We start from the raw sequence: 18,763 nt of genomic DNA, 5'->3' as shown, positions 1-18,763 counted from the left end.
GATTTCAAAACTCCCCGAAAAACATTCATTAGATGAAACCGGCCCTGACCCTGTTCTTCCGCGATAGCCGTACTGGCAAGCAGAGCATTGAGAGACTGTTCAGCAGTCTCACAGTCCACTTCGAGAAGGTATTCGAGGTGGACACGGTTCATTTGCCAAACCGTCCTGGGAGTGTCCCCGGGATGGCAGGGAATATCAAATTTGCGAGGAAAAAGGGAAAGGGTGTCCTTCACATTACTGGAGATGCGCACTATATAGTTCCTTTTTTGAAAAGGGGAGCGACCGTCCTCACCATTCATGACTGCGGCTATCTTAAGCGGCTTAGGGGGATCAAGAAGTTCCTGTACAAGCTTCTTTGGTTCAGACTTCCGTGCCGTTTTGCGCAAAAGGTCACAGTCATCTCCGAGGCGACCCGGGAGGATTTGGAAAAGGAAATCGGCCCTTTGGGAGACAAGCTCGTTGTCATCGAAAATTGCTTCACTTTTGAACCGCAGGCAGCCCACAGCCCCTTTAATTCCGGTTGCCCTAAAATCCTTCAGATTGGAAGCGGCAGGCACAAGAACCTCGACACGCTCATCACGGCCGTGGATGACCTGCCATGCGAGTTGAAGATTGTCGGAAAGCTGAGTGATGAAAATCGCCGCGAACTTGATCGGAGAAAGATTCAATATACTAATGAATTCGCCGTATCGGATTCGCGGATACAGGAGATTTACCAGGAGTGTGACATCCTGTTCTTTGCCTCCCGTTTGGAGGGCTTTGGCCTGCCCATACTCGAGGCACAGGCCTTTGGAATCCCGTGCATCACCTCCAATTGTTCAAGCATGCCCGGTGTGGCAGGGGAGGGCGCCCTGCTCGTAGATCCGGAGTCGCCGGAGGAGATCCGGTCGGCCATTGAAAGACTCAAAAATGAACCCCGGTTACGGGAAGAATTATTCGAAAAAGGCAGGTTGAATCTTCAGCGCTTTGAACCTGCGACCATTGCGCAAAAGTATATGGATGTATTTCGAACTCTTGGAAATGGCTGACCACCTATCCGTTGAATTCCACTATCTGGAAGTGTGAAAACCCTTGTTTCCCCTTTGTTTGTGCTGTTTATCCTGCTGGCCGCTGCTTGGGCCCTTGCCCACTGGCGTTTTAAACGACATCCTCATGCTTGGTTCACCCGCCTTTGGCTTTATTCGGGACTTTGCATGACAATTATCCTCTATTTTTCTTCCACACCTGCTGGGAGTGAGGCTCTTCGTAGCACATTGTATCCGATTATGGCTTCTACGGACGATGCTCAACTGAATCAAGTTGACTGGATCGTCGTCCTTTCCGGAGGTTTCGCGGTCGGGAGCAAGCCGGGTGAGATTGTGCTCACAACGGAGAGCGCCCTCCGGACGGCACATGGCGTATTCCTGGCAAGGAAGTATCCGGAGGCCGGTGTCATCTTTACTGGAGCGGGAGGCGGTGCCCGTCTGATGCAAGAACTTGCCCTGGCACGCGGTGTTGATCCTCAACGGTGCCGAATTGAACCGACGGCCCTGAATACGCGAATGCATCCACCAGGCGTCCTGGCCCTCGATGGAGTGGAGGCGGATGACTTTCTTCTGGTGGTCAGTTCCGACTGGCACCTGCCTCGCGCTAAGGCCGAATTTGTTCGGTACTTCAACCACCTTGCCTTTTCCGGTTCAACGCGGACCACACGACCCGGCCCGCTTTGGGAGAAATGGTTTCCGAGTGAATCGGCATTTTCTGCAAGCAGCCTGTATATCCGTGAGTGGGTTGGCCGGCTTTACTACTTTCTGGCAAGATGATATTTTCTTCGAGACGCCTCACACTGAAACATGCACCTCTTTATTGATGCTTCCAATCTTCGCCGCGGCGGCGGAGTGACCCACCTCCAGGAAATCCTTCAGGTGGCCGATTTGAAACGCCACGGGTTTTCCAAAGTGACCGTTTGGGCTCCAAAGAGAACACTTGAGCGTATCGGTGATATTCCGCTTGTCGAGCGGCGCACCCACCCTCTGATCGACAAGGGTCGTATTCACGGGGTGATCTTCCGCCGGCATCTCCTCGACCGCCAGATCGAGCCTGATGTAAACCTTCTATGGGCTCCGGGAGGTACCTACCAAGGGAGTTTCCGGCCCTATGTGACCATGCTCAGGAATTTCCTCCCGTTTGATTTTCCGGAGCGGGCCCGATTCAAGTACCGGTGGGCATATGTTCGGCTGGTTTATCTTAAGCATGTCCAGACAAAGAGTTTCAAACGGGCAACTGGCCTGATCCATATCAGCCAGAAGGCCCATGATGTGCTTAATGAAATGACGGACCTGAGCAAGGTCCGCCAAACCGTCATCCATCATGGCCTGAGCGAACGCTTCCTGATGCTGCCAAGACCACAACGGCAGGTTGAAGACTTTACTGAGAAAACTCCTGCCCGCCTGCTCTACATTTCCCATATCAATCTTTACAAGCATCAGGACAAGTTGATCCAAGCCGTTGCAAAAGTCCGGGAGCGAGGAATTCCGGCGGAGATACATCTTGTCGGGCCGGCTCTTCCAGCCGCGAAGAGAATGTTTGATCCACTTGCCGCAAGGTTGGATCCGGAAAAGAAATGGATCAAGTGGCACGGTGAGATCCCTTATTTTGAAGTCCGGGAACATACGCAACAGGCAGATCTTTACACTTGTACCTCAACCTGTGAAACATTCGGGATGGTGTTACTCGAGGCAATGGGCTCGGGGCTCCCGGTAGTTTGCTCTGACAGGAGCGCCTTGCCGGAAATCCAAGGCGATACTGGTTTGAAGGTTGATCCTGAGAATGTAACCGAGTTGGCGCATGCGATTGAGAAGATGCTGCGGGATAAGGCCTTGCGTATGGAGTACGCAATGAAGGCTTACGATCGTGCTAAAACCTTTACTTGGGAACGCTGTGCCGAGGAAACTTTTGAATTTCTGCGTGCCTGTGCTACTCAGTCGGCAAAACACTAATAAGCAATTTTCATGAGACAGATCCTACAAAACCTTTCTTCTGGCGAGACCCTACTCGCTGATGTACCGACTCCCAAGGTCCGACCAAAACACCTACTGATCCGCACCGAGGCGAGCCTTGTCTCCCTCGGGACGGAGAAGATGCTGATCGACTTTGGAAAGGCGAATTTGTTGGAAAAGGCGCGCCAGCAGCCGGAGAAGGTCAAGCAGGTTCTAGAGAAGATCAAGACGGACGGGCTGATGCCAACCATCGAGGTGGTCCGGGCCAAGCTGGATGCGCCTTTGCCGCTCGGATATTGTAATGTCGGAAGAGTCATAGAAGTCGGGCAGGGGGTGGAGGACTTTCAGGTTGGTGATCGAGTCCTATCCAACAGCAACCATGCGGAAGTTGTCTGCGCCCCGAAGAACCTGTGTGAGAAAGTTCCTGAAGGGGTCGAACCGTCCAGTGCGATCTATGGGGTCGTCGGAGCGATTGGCCTGCAGGGAATTCGGCTTATTGCGCCGACAATAGGCGAAACCATTGTCGTTACCGGGTTGGGTCTGATTGGACAGTTGTCGGTTCAGATCCTGTTGGCGAATGGCTGCAAGGTGATCGGCATCGATTTTGATTCCAAGAAGTGCCAACTGGCGGAGGAATTTGGTGCAAAGTCGATTGATCTTTCCAGCGGGCAGGATCCCGTAGCGGCGGCAATGGCATTGACGAACGGGAAGGGCGTCGATGGAGTATTGATCACCGCTTCAACCAAAAGCAATGATCCCGTTCATCACGCTGCTCAAATGTGTCGCCAGCGTGGTCGAATCGTTTTGGTGGGTGTCGTTGGAATGGAATTCAACCGGGCTGACTTTTTTGAGAAAGAGTTGAGTTTTCAGGTTTCCTGCGCGTATGGACCGGGTCGCTACGATCCTGAATATGAGCAGAAAGGAAATGACTATCCCTATGGTCATGTTCGCTGGACTGAGCAGCGGAATTTTGAAGCAGTTTTGGGACTGATGGCTTCGGGAAAGGTCCAGACGGATCCTCTTACGACTCACCGCTATTCCTTCGACAGGGCACTCGAGGCTTATGGAGAGGTCGGGAGCGGTGACGCAATGGGGATTGTCCTCGAGTATAGCTTGGCGGAGGGGGATAACCTGAAGCGGTCCGTCCGTCTTGGTGCTGCTCAAACTGCTGCCTCTGAACCTGTAGTTGGTGTGATCGGGGCAGGTAGCTTCACCGGATTGGTCATTCTGCCGGCGCTTAAAAAGACTGAAGCACGGCTCAAGGCAATTTCTTCAAGCACCGGCGTAACTGCTTCCCATCTGGGTAAGAAGTTTGGTTTTGAAAGCGCCGTCACAGATAATGGCCTGATCTTTGAGGATGAGGAGATCAATACCGTGTTCATCACAACTCGGCATGCCAATCATGGCAGGCTGGTGATGGAGGCGTTAAAGGCGGGGAAGCACGTATTTGTGGAAAAGCCGTTGTGTATCCGGAAGGAGGAGATGGAGGAGATTAGGAGCTTTTTCACAGGCGGGGACGCCTGTGACACAAAGGAGGCAAGTGACACATCTCCACTGCTTATGGTCGGTTTTAATCGAAGGTTTGCCCCACTTATCCGGAAGATGAAGGAACTTACGGCAAAGCGGACTGGGCCAATGGCGATGATCTTCAATGTTAACGCTGGAATGATTCCACGTGACCATTGGTCCCAACTGAAGGATGAAGGCGGTGGTCGTATTCTTGGTGAGGCCTGCCACTTTATTGATACGCTCCGATACATCGCCGGATCTGAAATTAGCAATGTAAAGACCACGTTCGCCAAAAAAGGTGGTGTCGCTATTGATGATATTGTCTCAATCCATCTTGAATTTGAGGATGGATCAATGGGGACTGTTCACTATTTCGGGAACGGTAACAAGTCTTTGGAGCGTGAGAGCCTGGATGTCTACTGCGGAGGCGGCATCCTGCGAATGAATAATTTCAGAACATTGACAGGTTACCGCTGGCCTGGGTTCAAGAAGGAAAAACTTCGCCGGCAGGACAAGGGGCATTCTGCCGAAATTGCCGCATTCATCGAGGCAGTTAATTGTGGCGGATCCTCGCCCATAGCTATTGAAGAAATTCTGGACGTTACAGAGGCAAGTTTCATTGCCGCTGAGCAGGCGTGAAAATACTCTATATCCATCAGTATTTTTCCACTCCACAAGGAGCGGCTGGAACACGGTCCTATGAATTTGCAAGGCGGTTTGTGGCCGCTGGCCATGAAGTGACAATGCTCTGTGGACGGTCCAGGTGGACCACGATCAAGGGAGCGGACGGCATCAATGTCGTCCGGGTTGGGGCCTCAGCCTCAAATAACGACTCGTACTTTCGACGGATTGTCGGGTTCCTGAAATTCAGCATCCTTTCGACGTGGGAGGTCCTTCGACTGGAGTACGATATCATTTATGCAACCTCGACCCCTCTGACAGTCGCAATTCCAGCATTGGTAGGAAAGCACCTGCGTAATAAAGCTTTCGTATTCGAGGTACGGGACCTTTGGCCGGAATTGCCTAGGGCTATGGGTATCATCCGTAGCCGCTCTGTTCTGGGTGTTCTGGAGATATTTGAATCCTTCGCCTACCAATCTGCTGACGCTTTGGTTGGTTTGTCACCTGGCATCGTTAAGGGCATCCGGAAAAAACGACCAAATGCATTAATTGAAATGATTCCAAATTCCTGCGACCTTGATCTCTTCAAGCCATGTAGGGAAAAGCGAATTGTTTCACCCAAGATTGGCTCGGAGGATTTTGTAGCTGTATTTTGCGGTGCTCATGGCCGGGCAAATGGCTTGGATTCAGTATTGGATGCAGCAGCCTATCTTAAAAAACATGCCTGTGACGGGATAAAAGTGCTCCTGGTTGGCGATGGACACCTTAAACCGCATTTAATGAACAGGGTCAAAAATGAAGCCTTGTCCAATGTTGTCTTTATGGATCCTCTTCCAAAAAATCAACTGGCCGAACTGATAAGCCGATGTGATTGCGGCTTGATGTCCCTCGCAGATATAGAAGCCTTCCAATTTGGAACCTCACCCAACAAGTTCTTTGATTATATCAGCTGCGGTTTACCAGTCGTCTGCAATTATCCCGGTTGGCTGGCTGGGCTAATTGCAGATTGGGACTGCGGCTTGGTTTCCGATGCAGGCAATGCAGCGTCTTTGGCCAATGCTCTCGAGAAACTGGCCGAAGATCCCATTCGTTGTGCTACCATGGGGAGAAATTCCCGAAAATTAGCAGAGAATGAATTTAATCGAGACAATCTCTTCACTCGACTTGAAAAGTTAATCCTACAATTTCAAAAAACATGATGAAACGAGTTGCCGTCGTAGCCGGAACGCGCCCGGAGGCCATCAAGATGGCCCCGGTCTATTTTGCCCTGAAAAAGAGCAAAACCCTTGAGCCCGTCTTTTTATCCACTGCCCAACATCGTCAGATGCTGGATCAGGCAGTGGGGGTTTTCGGCATCCAGCCGGAGTTTGACCTCGACCTGATGCAACATGGCCAGACTCTACCGGAATTAACCGGAAGGGTCATTAACGCCGTGACTGAGTTCATCGAGAAGGAAAATCCCGATGCGATGCTTGTACAGGGGGATACGACGACTGTATTGGCTTCTTCCATCGCCGCCTTTTATGCAAGTGTGCCGGTTGGCCATGTGGAGGCCGGCCTTCGCACCGGCAATATGCGATCGCCCTTTCCTGAGGAAATGAACCGCAAGCTGACAACTCCGCTTGCCCGATGGAACTTTTGTCCAACGGAAACCAGCCGGAAAAACCTTTTAAAGGAAGGTATTGATCCCAAGACGATCTCCGTTACCGGTAACACGGTGATCGATGCTTTGCTCTGGATGCGGGAACGCCTGCGCAAGGATGGTATTCCGGCATTGGAGGTAGCGGAGCGCTGTGGTATTCCAGAAACGTTTTGCACAAAGTTCATGCGGTCCGGTAAGACGAACGGTCGCTTCATTCTGGTGACGGGTCATCGCCGGGAATCCTTTGGGCATGGATTTGAAAACATCTGCCACTCAGTTGCTGAATTGACCAAGCAGTATCCTGATGTGGGCATTCTCTACCCGGTCCACTTGAACCCGCGGGTGCAGGAGCCAGTTCGCCGCATACTCGGCGGAAACGCAAATGTGACTTTAATCGAGCCGGTTGGTTATCGCGACTTTATCTGGCTGATGGATCGGAGTTTCTTTGTTCTCAGTGATTCAGGTGGCGTGCAGGAGGAGGCCCCAAGTCTCGGAAAGCCCGTGCTCGTCATGCGCGAAACAACGGAACGACCTGAGGGCGTCGAAGCAGGTACTTGCCGCCTGGTCGGGACCGATCCGGATACGATCCTCGCGGAAGCGAAACTCCTTCTCGAAAATGACGCGGAATATCAACGCCGCAGCTCACTGCAGAATCCCTATGGGGATGGCAAGTCGGCTGCACAGATTGCTAGAATTTTAGAGGAAACAATATGAACTACGATATCTGCGTATTAGGACTTGGCTACATCGGCCTTCCGACCGCCTCAATCTTTGCCACCAAAGGCAAACAGGTCCTTGGGGTGGATGTGGTCCAGAGAGTTGTTGATACCATCAATCAAGGAAGGATCCATATCGAGGAACCGGATCTGGATATCCTTGTTAAGGCTGCTGTTCAGTCAGGTAATCTAGTTGCTGCTACCGAGCCGGCCTCTGCACGGACCTATATCATAGCCGTGCCGACCCCTTTTGAAAAGGGACACAACGGGGAAAAGATTCCTGATCTGAATTTTGTGCAAAAGGCGACGGAATCCATCGCGTCAGTCGTGAAAGATGGCGCATTAATTATCCTCGAGTCGACGAGTCCGGTAGGTACGACAGAGAAGGTCAAAGGTTGGCTTGAGGCGGCACTTAAAAGGACGAACAGAAAGGTGAACCCGAAGAAACTTCTTTATGCACACTGTCCTGAGCGCATTCTTCCCGGGCAGATGCTGAAAGAACTCGTCTCGAACGACCGGATTGCAGGTGGACTGACACCGGAGGCCTCAGAGGCTGCAAAGGAACTCTACAGGGTATTTTGTACCGCTGAGATTTTTGTAACAAATGCCAGGACCGCCGAGATGGCCAAGCTGACTGAGAATGCTTCCCGGGACGTCAGCATTGCCTTCGCCAACGAGTTATCCCTTATCTGCGATCAGTTGGATATCGATGTCTGGGAGTTGATTGAGTTGGCCAATCGGCATCCGCGGGTAAATATTCTTCAACCCGGTCCTGGGGTAGGGGGGCATTGTATCGCGGTGGATCCCTGGTTCATTGTCGATGCGGCAGGTGATAAGGCTAGATTGATTCGGACAGCCAGGGAAGTGAATGATTCAAAACCACAGCATGTGATTTCGCAGGTGCGAGCCAAGGCTGAACGCTTCAAGAAGCCGGTGATTGCCTGTCTGGGACTGGCATTCAAAGCGAATGTTGATGACCTGCGCGAGAGCCCAGCCTGTGATATAGCCCGCGAACTAGCGAAGGAAAAGGACCACAAAGTTCTCATTGTTGAGCCCTACATTCGGGAATTGCCAAAAGGGCTGAAGGGAAAGGCGCAGCTTAAGGATTTGGATGATGCGTTGAAAATGGCTGATATCGTTGTACTTCTCGTTGATCACCGACAATTCAAAAGTATTCCCAAGACGCGCCTGCGCGGTAAGGTGCTTATCGACACTAAGGGTGTTTTTCGTTAACCTCAGTGATTAATAAGTTGAACAACTTATTCAAGGTGCTGCGGCTCCTTGGACCCGGATTCATTGCTTTCAGGACCCTTTATGCCCTCAAATTGAAAGTTGGCTATTTCAAGAGGCGCCTCCCCGCAAGTCCATGGGAGGCGTTCTCTTTGGAATCGGATGAAACCAGTAAAAGTGTCCACCTTTTTGATGCGGGCGAAATGGCGGCCGCTTACAGGGAGCAATTCAAGGATACGTTGCCTACAGTTATTTCCCGTGCTGATCGCATTCTCGGTGGGGAGATTCAGTACTTTTTCCACAATTGGCAAAAGACCGGCTTTCCTCCCAATTGGCACAAAAATCCTTTCACGGGAGAATCCGCACCCACTGAGTGTCATTGGAGTGAATTGGGGGATTTCGGTTTTGGTGATATAAAGGTCATCTGGGAGGCCAGCCGGTTTTCCTTCGCCTACGATTTGACCCGTGCCTATCTCGCGACAAACAATGAAAAGTATGCAGAAGGGTTCTGGGCAGCTCTCGAAGATTGGAGGAAAAACAATCCTCCGCAGTTGGGTGTAAATTGGAAGTGTGGCCAGGAAATCTCCATTCGCCTGATGGCATGGGTCTTCGCTCTGAATGGGCTGCAAGAGGCCAAATCCTCTACTGCGGAACGGCTTAAGTCACTGATTGAAATGATTGCCGCTTCGGCCAGGCGCGTGGAAGCAAATCTTGATTATGCTCTTAGTCAGAAAAGTAACCACGGGCACAGTGAAGGTGTTGGGCTCTTTACAGTAGGATCCTTGTTTCCCGGTTTGCCTGAAGCTTCGGGATGGAGGAAAAAAGGACTTAAACTCATTAACTCCCTTACCGAAGAACTCATTTATGAGGATGGATTTTGCTGCATGTACTCATTCAACTACTTGCGTTGCATGCTGGATGTCCTGATTTGGGCGAATTGGGTGAGTGAAGCGAGTGGTGATGAGTTTGCTCCTGTAGTTGTAGAGCGAATGCAGTGCTCAATGAACCTGCTGCTACAGGCGATGGATGGGGAGGGCAGGTTGCCGAATTATGGATCTAACGATGGATCCCTCAACCTTCCCCTGACAACTTGTGACTTCAACGACTATCGTCCTGTTGTGCAGGCAATTTCCGTAATTGGTAATGAAAAGGTTTTGCAAGATGGTCCGTGGGATGAGTTATCCTTCTGGATAACAAATGGGAATGCTGCCAAAGTGCATCAAAAAATTCCTACCCAAGATGATTTGTATTCGAAACCAACAGGGATCGGCATTCTTCGAAACGGTGATTCTTTTGCAATGATGAGAGCGGGTAAGACCCTTCATCGGGCCACCCATTCTGACATGCTTGCGTGCCACATTACATGGCAGGGAATTCCTATCGCAATCGATGCTGGAACCTATTCCTATAATGCTCCCCCTCCTTTAAATCGAGGTTTTGCGGGATCGGCTTTTCATAATTCCCTGTGCCTGGATGAGCGCGATCAAATGGAATCGATTACCCGATTTATTAAGTATCCACGGGTTCATGGATATTCGAGCGGAACTTTACGATCTGCCAAAGGGAATCTCGCGGTCTTGGTTGGGTCGCATACTGCTTTCAATAATCTTCCTGGAAAGGTTCGATATTCACGAATACTTATACATATAATGGAGGATTTTTTTCTGGTTATTGATCGAGCCAGTAGTTCGAACGAGTATTTGTTTTCCCTGAACTGGCTGCTGTGTTCCAACAACGGGACTCTTGAGGACAATGTCTTCAAAATGGAAACGGCTAAGGGCGATTACTATGTCTCGGTAACAAGCGATGCGGAGGGGCTGTCCCAGAAACTCGTCAATGGAGATCAACAAACCGGATTAGGCTTTTCCTCTGAACATTATGGCAGCTTGGAACATCGGGATTGCCTCCTAAGCAGTGTCCGGTCGAGTACCATCAATTTCTACAGCTGTTTCGGTCCAGAGCCCCTTTACCTTCGATTCGGTGGGGAAAGCTTCCATGCGGCATGTGGATCGTTTATTCTGCAAGGTAAACTAACAAGTAACAATGAACTACTCTTGGTTTTGAGTGATTCTGATAATATCAACAAAATTGACGAGTTGACGACACAATTGGACGCGATCGAATAACAGAAAATGCGACACCACCTTATAGTGACTTTTTATTACAGGCCTGACCTCTGTGCCGGATCATTCAGGAATACCGCATTTGTCGAAGCCCTGAAGGAAAAGGTCGGCGAGAATGATCAAATTACCGTTTTCACAACCTGTCCAAATCGATACAGTACTCATCGCGTAGAAGCACCAAAAGTTGAGAAGGATGGAAATCTCTCCATTTATCGGTTTGAAATTCCTCCCCATGCTGGAGGGTTTCGTGACCAGATTCATTCCTTCTCTGCTTTCTACCGTCAGGCCTTGCGGGCAAGCAAGGGATTGTCATTCACTTCAGTTTATGCATCATCTTCTCGTCTTTTTACTGCATATCTTGGATCGGTGATTTCAAGGAAACAAAAGGTCCCTCTCTTTCTGGATATGCGTGACCTGTTCCGTGAAAACATCACTGAGATTCTTCAAAATCCGTTAATTCGCCTGCCATTGGACGTTAGTCTGAGACTGGTGGAGCGCCGTGCCTTCGGTCGGGCTTGCCACATTAACCTCGTCTCCAGAGGGTTCGAGAAGGATTTCCTCCCTTTCAAAAAGCCGCTTAGCTTCCATCCCAATGGGATCGATACTGAATTCATGGGAATGACACCTGAGGGATCCCGATCGATAGATGGTCGGAAAGTAATTACTTACGCTGGAAACATGGGTGAGGGCCAAGGCCTTGACAGAATTATCCCAGATGCAGCGAAAGCGCTTGAAAGCCATTATGTCTTTCACCTGTACGGGGATGGAGGCACACGCAAGCGACTCACATCAAGAATTGAAGAACTGAATATTTCAAACGTTGTCCTCCATGATCCTGTAAAACGTGATGAATTACTGGATGTGTATCGAAAAAGTGATTTTCTGTTTGTTCACCTTAATCGGTTGAAAGCCTTTGAAAAAGCGCTTCCTTCAAAGTTTTTTGAATACGGGGCGATTGGATTGCCGATTATTGCAGGAGTTGCAGGCTATGCCCGCGAATTTGTGCGGGATAATCTTCCCGATGCCATCCTGTTTGATCCATGTGATTCCCCTCAACTCACTGAAAAGTTGCTCAACTTCAGGGATTCCCAAATTGACAGAAGCGAATTCATTAAGAAATTCAAACGGACAAGTATAATGAGTGAGCTTGCTGATTTGTATTTGAAAAAGACAGTCTAAGTAACAACACGGAATGGAAAAGGGAAAACGCATCCTCATCACCGGCTGTAACGGCTTTGTCGGCACAAACCTCTACCGGGCGTTTGAAGGAGACTTCGCGCTCTCGGGTGTGGACCTTCCGGGCAATGGGGCCTATCCACCGGACCAGGTTTTTTCATGGGAGGACGTGGCTGCCATGCGGGTACCACCGGTCGACGCGGTGATCCATCTGGCAGGGAAAGCGCACGACACGAGCAACGCGGCGGATCCGGAATCGTACTTCCGCATCAACCTCGGGCTGACGCAAGCGATCTTCGATTGGTTCCTGAAGTCGGACTCGAAGCACTTTATTTTCTTTAGTTCGGTGAAGGCGGTGGCGGATACGGTAACGGGTGATGAATTGACAGAGGAGGCCGAACCCGACCCGAAAACGCCATACGGGCAGTCGAAACTGGCGGCAGAGGAGTATGTGCGGGGAAACACGCTTGCAGAAGCGGAACCGAGCCTAAAGGCCCGACTCATGGGTTCCGAAAAAATCATCACCATCCTGCGGCCCTGCATGATTCATGGTCCGGGGAACAAGGGAAACCTAAATGAGCTGTACGGGATTGTCAGCCGCGGGGTGCCCTGGCCATTGGGGGCTTTTGAGAATCGGCGTACCTTTGTCTCTATCGATAATATGATCCACGTATTGCGTCGGCTGGTGGAGAGCGGTGGACCCGTTGGGACGTATCAAGTGGCGGATGACGAAGCTGTGTCGACAAATGACATTGTCAGGCTGATTGCAGAATCCGTGGGAAGAAAGCCGCGGATCTGGGGATTGCCGCCAAGTTGTGTACGGGCCATGGCGCGGGTGGGGGATGTCCTGCACCTGCCGCTGAACAGTGAGCGGCTGAAGAAACTCACCGAATCGTATGTGGCCTCGAACACAAAGTTGAAAGAGGCCCTCGGGATTGAGCAGATGCCCGTGCGTGCGGAGGATGGGTTGAGGAAGACACTTTCCAGTTTTAGGAATGAATAATAACTACATGAGAGACCTTCTTCAGGAATGAAACGCATCCTCATCATCGGCGCATCGAGCGGCATCGGCGCAGCGGTAGCCCGGGCCTGTGCCGGGCAAGGCTGGGCCGTCATTCTCCATGGACGGGATGAGGAGCGGTTGGAAGAGGTGCGGAAAAGGTGTCTCAATGATAAAGATGGCGGGATGTCCTCTGTGGCGTCCGAATGCAGTCGGGACGGAGCCCGATCCTCCGGGGATGCGGACGCCGGGATTGAACTCCTCCTCGGCGATGTCGTTGCCTGGGCGGAGGATCCGAAGAGTATTCCGGAAATTGAGCCTGTCCAAGCAATTGTTTGGTCCGCGGGGATTTGCGAGCTGGCAGCCGGGCAGATGCTCGGGCTGAAGGCGATCAGGCGGACTCTGTCGGTGAACCTCGAGGCGCCGCTGGTGGTGCTGAGTCACTTTTACCGGAAGGGGATCATCCAGTCGGGCGGGAGCATTGTTTTGCTGGGGTCGGAATCTGCACATGATGCTGGTGAAGGATTTTCCGTGTATGCGGCGAGCAAGGGCGGCCTGGCAAGCGCGGCAAGGGTGCTGGGGAAGGAATTTCAAAGAAGGAATGTCTCTGTCCATTGCCTTGAGCCCGGGACGGTGAATACGCCGATGACGGAAAAGCTGGTACAAGCCTTTGGCGGATTGAAGGATGGTCATATGGAGAAGATGGTCGAACCGGAGGAAGTGGCGGCTGAGGTGGTGGGTATCCTCTCATCCCGCTTCCGTCTACGCTGTGCTACGTCGGACACGGTCGCCAAGGCTTCGCAAGACAAGCACGGAGACACCAAGCCACAGAGCTAGGCGTTTTTTTGGCCAAAAACCTAACGGTATATAAATAAGGGAAACTACCCGCCTACGCTCAGCGAGCTTCGGCAGGGCACAGCGAAACACGCGAAATAGGCGAAACTACAAATCACACAAATAACCCTGATAGCTAAGCCATATCCTGAAATAATTTCGTGTTTTTCGGGTATTTCGTAGTTGGATGATGTGTGGCCGGTTGCCGGGGATCGCGCGTGAACGCGCAACTCCTCGATGAATGTTGTGCAAGGAAGAAAAACAATCAATTTCGTGTAGAGCGGAGACTTGAGTCGCTGTGAATCCTTGGAAAAGCTGACAATATGGATTCCATGGAAAGTTTCAGGACTTGCCCTCAAGGGAGTGACGGCGAAAATACGGGTATGAAAGAGATTATTTTTGAGGTTCTGGAAGACGCGACAGGTGGATATTCAGCAAACGCCTTGGGGTACGGGGTTCACACACAGGGAGACAGCCTGGAGGAATTGCGATGCAATGTCAGGGAGGCGGTCAATTGTTATTTCGATGAAGAGGATGATCGCCCCGCAATTATCCGTCTGCATTTCGTGCGGGACGAGGTCCTCGCGGTATGAGATTGCCAAGGGATATTGATGGGGAAAAATTAGCGAGGTGCCTGAAAGCCCTGGGATATCGCATTACCCGTCAGCGCGGATCTCATATGCGCCTGACGACCCAAACGGGCGGGAAGCATCACGAAGTCATTCCAAAACATAAACCCCTCAAGCCTGGGACGCTGGACGGAATTCTGAAGAGTATCGCCTGTCACCACGGGATGAAGAGAGACGAACTTTTAAAGTATCTGGATCTGTAGTCTGCGAGAACCTTCTTGTCAGGGATGTTTGCGCCCAATTCCCAGTATGCCCTCCTTCGCTGGGTCCGGAAAATTCCTGGAGACGGTGGAACCCCGTTGGGGTTCTGGATAAATGGGTGGCCGGTTACCAGGGATTCGCCCCGCCTCCGCGCTGCGCGCTTCCCGCACCGCCAAGGCTTCCGTCTTCACTGCGCTACGCCGGACAAGTCGCAGGACGAGTCGCGAGACAAGCGAGATGTTGTGGTCGAAAATTTCGACTGCAAATGAGAATGGGACAACCCATTAATCCTTGAGAAGGGAAGGCTTATTTTTGGGACTCTTTTTTTTCAATTCTGGGCGACAAGTCGTGGCCGGATCAAGGAATTGCTCGATGGAAGGATCTCCCGCATCAAAGCGCCGGTCGAATTCCTCCACGGTGATCGAAGCGGAGCCATCCCGATTGGATAGCGTTCCTTTGGACTTAGGTGATTTCATTATAAAGTTCTTTCTCATTTTTCCGGGCGCGTCGTACGGAAATCAATCTGACAGCCTGTTTCCTCTTGGTAAATATGGCGGCCCAAAGGGATTGGTCAATTCGTGCAATCAGTCGCAAGCGGCATTCACCCTCCATGGATCTGGCGGTGGTTTCAACCCTTTTCTTGTCCAGCCAGAGCCGTTGTGCACGAATGAAATCGATCCCATGCTTTGCCAGTGCGAAAAACGGTCAAATTCAGGTAGGGAGTACAGCGGACTACGGATCACGCGAATGAATTCTGGTCTTCCCCCTGAGTTCCTCCACGAGAAGGGGCGTATTCCGGTCTAGTGGAGCGGGGACTGGAACTACGAATCGCCCTCCAATGGTTATTCCCCCCGCTCAATTGAGGCGACGGGGTAGGCGCAATAATCGGCGGCGAAGAAGGCGGACGGGCGGAGGTTGCCGGAGTCGCCGATACCGCCAAAGGGGGCGGCACTGGAGGCGCCGGTGAGCGGGGCGTTCCAATTGATGATACCGGCACGCAGGCGCTGATAGGCATGTTGGTAGCGGTCACGGGAATCTGTGAGGATCCCGGAGGCGAGTCCGTAGCGCGTCTGGTTGGCGATCCGAATGGCATCATCAAGGCCATTAACCCGGATGACCTGCAGGAGTGGACCGAACACTTCCTCGTCGGGAAGGTTTGTGAGACCCGTGACCTCAAGGATTCCGGGGGAAACGTAGGCCTTGCCCAGATCAAGGGCCTTTGCCGGCAGGAGCGGTGTGGCCCCGGCCTTGAGCAGGTCCGCTTGCGCCGTGAGCACAGCCTCCGCAAACGTTGGATGGGCGAGGGGTCCCATGAAAGGGGGAGGGTCTGCGAACGGATCACCGATGGACAGGCCGGAGGCCTGTAACACCAGTGTATCGAAAAAGTCACTCGCTTTTTCGGAGTTGATGACAATGAGCCGTCGGGCACAGGTACAACGCTGGCCAGCGGAGATGAAAGCACTTTCCACGGTTGTTTTTGCGGCTTGTTCGAGGTCGGCGATATTAGGGGTATCGACAATGAGGGGATTGTTGCCTCCCATCTCGAGGGCGAGAACCTTGCCTGGTGTCTCGGCAAACTGTCGCGCGAGGAGCTTGCCGGTGCGGGCACTGCCAGTGAACAGGACGCCATCCACCTCCGGGTGTGCGGTGAGGGTTTTTGCGACTTCGGGCCCTCCTTGAATGAGCTGGAGCGCTCCCTTGGGCAAAGGTGTTTCCCGCCATATCGCGAGCATGGCCTCGGCGGTCTTCGGGGCATATTCGCTCGGTTTGAAGATGACCGTATTCCCCGCCAGCAATGCGGGAACAATATGCCCGTTTGGCAAGTGTCCGGGAAAGTTGTACGGCCCGAGGACGACCAGGACACCGTGCGGCCGGAAGCGCGTTACGGACGGTCCGCCTGTAAACTCAGCACAACGCTGTTCGTAGGCATGTATACTGATTTCCACCTTGCCGATCATCGCCCCGACCTCTCCAAGTGATTCCGGCAACGGTTTGCCGATTTCCCGGGCAATTGTCTCCGCAAGGGATTGCTTGGCGGATTCGAGCGCGGAGGCGTATTGGCGAAGAATGGCACAACGCTCTTCAAAAGCGGTCATTGACCACGCTTGAAAGGCCTTGCGTGCGTTCGAAAAGAGCGGGGTAGGGTCGATGGTCATGTCCTACCAATCGCCAGAATCACCCGGCTTGAGGGATTTTGCGTAGGCGACCAGCAAGCGGATGGTATTCTCGACATCCTGCAGGTCGACTATCTCGCTCGGCGTGTGCATGTAGCGCAGCGGGATAGAGACCACCGCTGTGGGAATGCCACCTTGGCCCATCTGGAGCTCACGGCCATCCGTTCCGGTCGGTCGCGGGTCCGCTTCAATCTGGTACGGGATTTTCTCCTTCTTGGCAATCGCCACCAGCTTCTTGAACATGATCGGATTGACGTTAGCCCCGCGTGTAATGATCGGACCACTACCGAGCAGGTTTTCACCAAAGCGCCGGTTATCGCATTCCGGATGATCCGTCGCATGGCCCACATCCACCGCAATGGCAAAGTCCGCCTTGACACCTGTTGCGACAGCGCGCGCTCCCCGGCAACCAATCTCTTCCTGGCTTGTGGCCACGGAGACCACGGTTGCCTTGAGCCCTTCACGATCCTTTGCAAGCCGACGCAGCACTTCGCAGACCACGTAGCAGCCGCTCTTGTTGTCAAAGGCGCGGGCAATCCCGATGCTGCCGGTCATCAGTTCAAACGCTTGATCATAGACCGCGACATCACCGATCTGGATCCGCTTCAAGGCATCCTTTTTGTCCTTGGCACCAATATCGATCCACAAATTAAACTTTTCCGGGACCTTCTTACGCTCTTCAGCCGTGAGCAAGTGGATCGCCCGCCGGCCAGTGACGCCCTTGACAATTCCCTTCTCCGTGAGGATTGCCACACGCCGGCCTGAGATCGTTGTGAGATCTATCCCGCCGATCGTATCAAAGTACAGAAAGCCCTGATCATCCACATAGGTGATAATCAGTCCCAGCTCGTCCATGTGGCCTGTCATCATGACCGTTGGCCCTTTGCCGGACTTGACGGTGGCAATGCGGTTTCCGACGGCATCCTTACGGTACTCATCAGCGGACGACTCAACATACTTATCAACGACGGCCTGGGCCTCGAATTCGTACCCTGACGGGGAACGGGCGTTTAGAAGCTCAACAAGAAATTCGGGTGCTTTGGTGATTTTACTCATAATGTAGTATAGCCATGCCTGTAAATCCTTCCAGTCAAAGGAAAACTTCTTCCGGTGGGAAATTGCCAAAAAATTGTTAAGTGGCAGGTTTCTGCAAATTCGACTGGTCGATACCCGAATTCCTGCTATCCCTGTTGGGTAGATGATCCTTTACCCAGCAATCGATCTAAAGGGCGGCCGCGTTGTTCGTCTCGAACAGGGCCGCGCAGACGCCGAGACAGTGTATGCCGAAGACGCCTCCATCCCGGCGGCGGACTTTAAGGCAGCCGGAGCAGAATGGGTGCACGTGGTTGACCTGGACGGAGCCTTTACGGGCAAGCAGGAAAACGCGGAAGCCGTGGAGAACATCCTCCAATCGGGCCTGAAAGTGGAATTGGGCGGCGGAATTCGCTCCCTGGAAGTCATCAAGCGATGGCTCAATCTGGGCGTTCAGCGCGTGGTCATCGGTACCAAGGCCGTGACTGACCCAAATTTCCTCCACGAGTGCCTACATAATTTCTCCGCTGACTGCATCGCTGTGGGGATCGACGCCATGGATGGAAAAGTGGCTGTCAAAGGCTGGATTGAGAAAGTCGACCTGTCGGCCATCGAGTTCAGCCATTCCGTTCAGGAGATTGGTATTCATACGATTATTTACACAGACATCAGCCGGGACGGGATGATGACCGGTCCCAACTTTGAGGCCCAGATCGAGCTGCTCGATTCCCTTGAAATTGACGTCATTGCCTCGGGTGGAGTCGCCTCAATCAAGGATATTGCCCGGTTCAAGGAAATTGCCGCCAAGTATGACAACCTGAACGGGGTCATTACAGGCAAGGCCATCTACGATGGTAGCCTCGACCTTGCTCAAGCAGTCAGCCTCTCCGGCGAATAG

The 18,763-nt window shown here is 52.2% G+C and carries 18 protein-coding genes; 14 read left to right on the top strand and 4 right to left on the bottom strand.

The genetic code is table 11. The annotated features are described in order from the left end of the window. Positions 1-32 precede the first annotated feature (32 nt). The 13 genes from G0Q06_RS11280 to G0Q06_RS14810 all read left to right on the top strand — a co-directional run bounded on the left by G0Q06_RS11280 (position 33) and on the right by G0Q06_RS14810 (position 14,661). Positions 33-1,028 carry a glycosyltransferase family 4 protein gene (locus G0Q06_RS11280; protein WP_163965976.1) on the top strand — a complete coding sequence of 332 codons (996 nt, stop codon included), beginning with the start codon at positions 33-35 and terminating at the stop codon, positions 1,026-1,028. A 237-nt stretch (positions 1,029-1,265) separates the two neighbouring features. After that, positions 1,266-1,802, top strand: a complete 537-nt coding sequence (locus G0Q06_RS11275) for a YdcF family protein (RefSeq protein ID WP_163965974.1) — start codon at positions 1,266-1,268, stop codon at positions 1,800-1,802. 30 nt (positions 1,803-1,832) lie between these two features. After that, positions 1,833-2,978, top strand: a complete 1,146-nt coding sequence (locus tag G0Q06_RS11270; RefSeq protein WP_163965970.1) for a glycosyltransferase family 4 protein — start codon at positions 1,833-1,835, stop codon at positions 2,976-2,978. A gap of 12 nt (positions 2,979-2,990) precedes the next feature. Continuing rightward, positions 2,991-5,126, top strand: a complete 2,136-nt coding sequence (locus G0Q06_RS11265; protein WP_163965968.1) for a bi-domain-containing oxidoreductase — start codon at positions 2,991-2,993, stop codon at positions 5,124-5,126. After that, positions 5,123-6,307: a glycosyltransferase gene (locus tag G0Q06_RS14705; RefSeq protein WP_163965965.1), complete on the top strand. Its 1,185-nt coding sequence runs from the start codon at positions 5,123-5,125 to the stop codon at positions 6,305-6,307. Before G0Q06_RS11265 ends, G0Q06_RS14705 begins: the two co-directional genes overlap by 4 nt. After that, on the top strand, positions 6,307-7,464 hold the full coding sequence (gene wecB, locus G0Q06_RS11255) for a non-hydrolyzing UDP-N-acetylglucosamine 2-epimerase (protein WP_163967357.1): 1,158 nt from the start codon (positions 6,307-6,309) through the stop codon (positions 7,462-7,464). Before G0Q06_RS14705 ends, wecB begins: the two co-directional genes overlap by 1 nt. Beyond that, positions 7,461-8,699 carry a UDP-N-acetyl-D-mannosamine dehydrogenase gene (wecC, locus tag G0Q06_RS11250; RefSeq protein ID WP_163965963.1) on the top strand — a complete coding sequence of 413 codons (1,239 nt, stop codon included), beginning with the start codon at positions 7,461-7,463 and terminating at the stop codon, positions 8,697-8,699. Before wecB ends, wecC begins: the two co-directional genes overlap by 4 nt. Before the next feature lie 149 nt (positions 8,700-8,848). Then, a complete protein-coding gene (locus G0Q06_RS11245) occupies positions 8,849-10,822 on the top strand; it encodes a heparinase II/III family protein (RefSeq protein ID WP_163965961.1) in 1,974 nt (657 codons plus the stop codon). Positions 10,823-10,828: 6 nt separating this feature from the next. Further along, positions 10,829-11,998, top strand: a complete 1,170-nt coding sequence (locus G0Q06_RS14700; RefSeq protein WP_163965957.1) for a glycosyltransferase — start codon at positions 10,829-10,831, stop codon at positions 11,996-11,998. Between the two features lie 13 nt (positions 11,999-12,011). Continuing rightward, a complete protein-coding gene (locus tag G0Q06_RS11235) occupies positions 12,012-12,998 on the top strand; it encodes an NAD-dependent epimerase/dehydratase family protein (protein WP_163965954.1) in 987 nt (328 codons plus the stop codon). Positions 12,999-13,025: 27 nt separating this feature from the next. Continuing rightward, a complete protein-coding gene (locus G0Q06_RS11230; RefSeq protein WP_163965951.1) occupies positions 13,026-13,832 on the top strand; it encodes an SDR family oxidoreductase in 807 nt (268 codons plus the stop codon). 380 nt (positions 13,833-14,212) lie between these two features. Beyond that, positions 14,213-14,422, top strand: a complete 210-nt coding sequence (locus G0Q06_RS11225; protein WP_163965949.1) for a type II toxin-antitoxin system HicB family antitoxin — start codon at positions 14,213-14,215, stop codon at positions 14,420-14,422. Then, positions 14,419-14,661, top strand: coding sequence for a type II toxin-antitoxin system HicA family toxin (locus tag G0Q06_RS14810; protein ID WP_163965946.1), 243 nt, complete (start codon positions 14,419-14,421; stop codon positions 14,659-14,661). The genes G0Q06_RS11225 and G0Q06_RS14810 overlap by 4 nt, the downstream gene beginning before the upstream one ends. Before the next feature lie 282 nt (positions 14,662-14,943). Here the strand turns inward: G0Q06_RS14810 and G0Q06_RS11215 are convergent, their stop codons facing one another. The 4 genes from G0Q06_RS11215 to G0Q06_RS11200 form a co-directional block, all read right to left on the bottom strand. Next, positions 14,944-15,135: a hypothetical protein gene (locus G0Q06_RS11215; RefSeq protein WP_163965943.1), complete on the bottom strand. Its 192-nt coding sequence runs from the start codon at positions 15,133-15,135 to the stop codon at positions 14,944-14,946. Then, the gene (locus tag G0Q06_RS11210; RefSeq protein ID WP_163967355.1) at positions 15,122-15,352 is read right to left on the bottom strand and encodes a BrnT family toxin; all 231 of its coding nucleotides are present in this window, start codon (positions 15,350-15,352) and stop codon (positions 15,122-15,124) included. The genes G0Q06_RS11215 and G0Q06_RS11210 overlap by 14 nt, the downstream gene beginning before the upstream one ends. Before the next feature lie 149 nt (positions 15,353-15,501). After that, complete coding sequence (gene astD / locus G0Q06_RS11205; RefSeq protein WP_163965940.1) at positions 15,502-16,815, bottom strand: succinylglutamate-semialdehyde dehydrogenase; 1,314 nt, start codon at positions 16,813-16,815, stop codon at positions 15,502-15,504. Positions 16,816-16,818: 3 nt separating this feature from the next. Continuing rightward, on the bottom strand, positions 16,819-17,889 hold the full coding sequence (locus G0Q06_RS11200; RefSeq protein ID WP_238710726.1) for a M42 family metallopeptidase: 1,071 nt from the start codon (positions 17,887-17,889) through the stop codon (positions 16,819-16,821). Between the two features lie 142 nt (positions 17,890-18,031). On the opposite strand from G0Q06_RS11200, the gene hisA reads away from it, so the two are divergent. Continuing rightward, positions 18,032-18,763 (top strand): 1-(5-phosphoribosyl)-5-[(5-phosphoribosylamino)methylideneamino]imidazole-4-carboxamide isomerase, encoded by a 732-nt coding sequence (gene hisA, locus G0Q06_RS11195; RefSeq protein ID WP_163965937.1) that lies wholly within the window; start codon positions 18,032-18,034, stop codon positions 18,761-18,763.

This window comes from Oceanipulchritudo coccoides (assembly GCF_010500615.1).
Taxonomy (GTDB): domain Bacteria; phylum Verrucomicrobiota; class Verrucomicrobiia; order Opitutales; family Oceanipulchritudinaceae; genus Oceanipulchritudo; species Oceanipulchritudo coccoides.
Note: the sequence above shows the minus strand (reverse complement) of the source record. Positions and strands in the feature narration are given on the sequence as shown.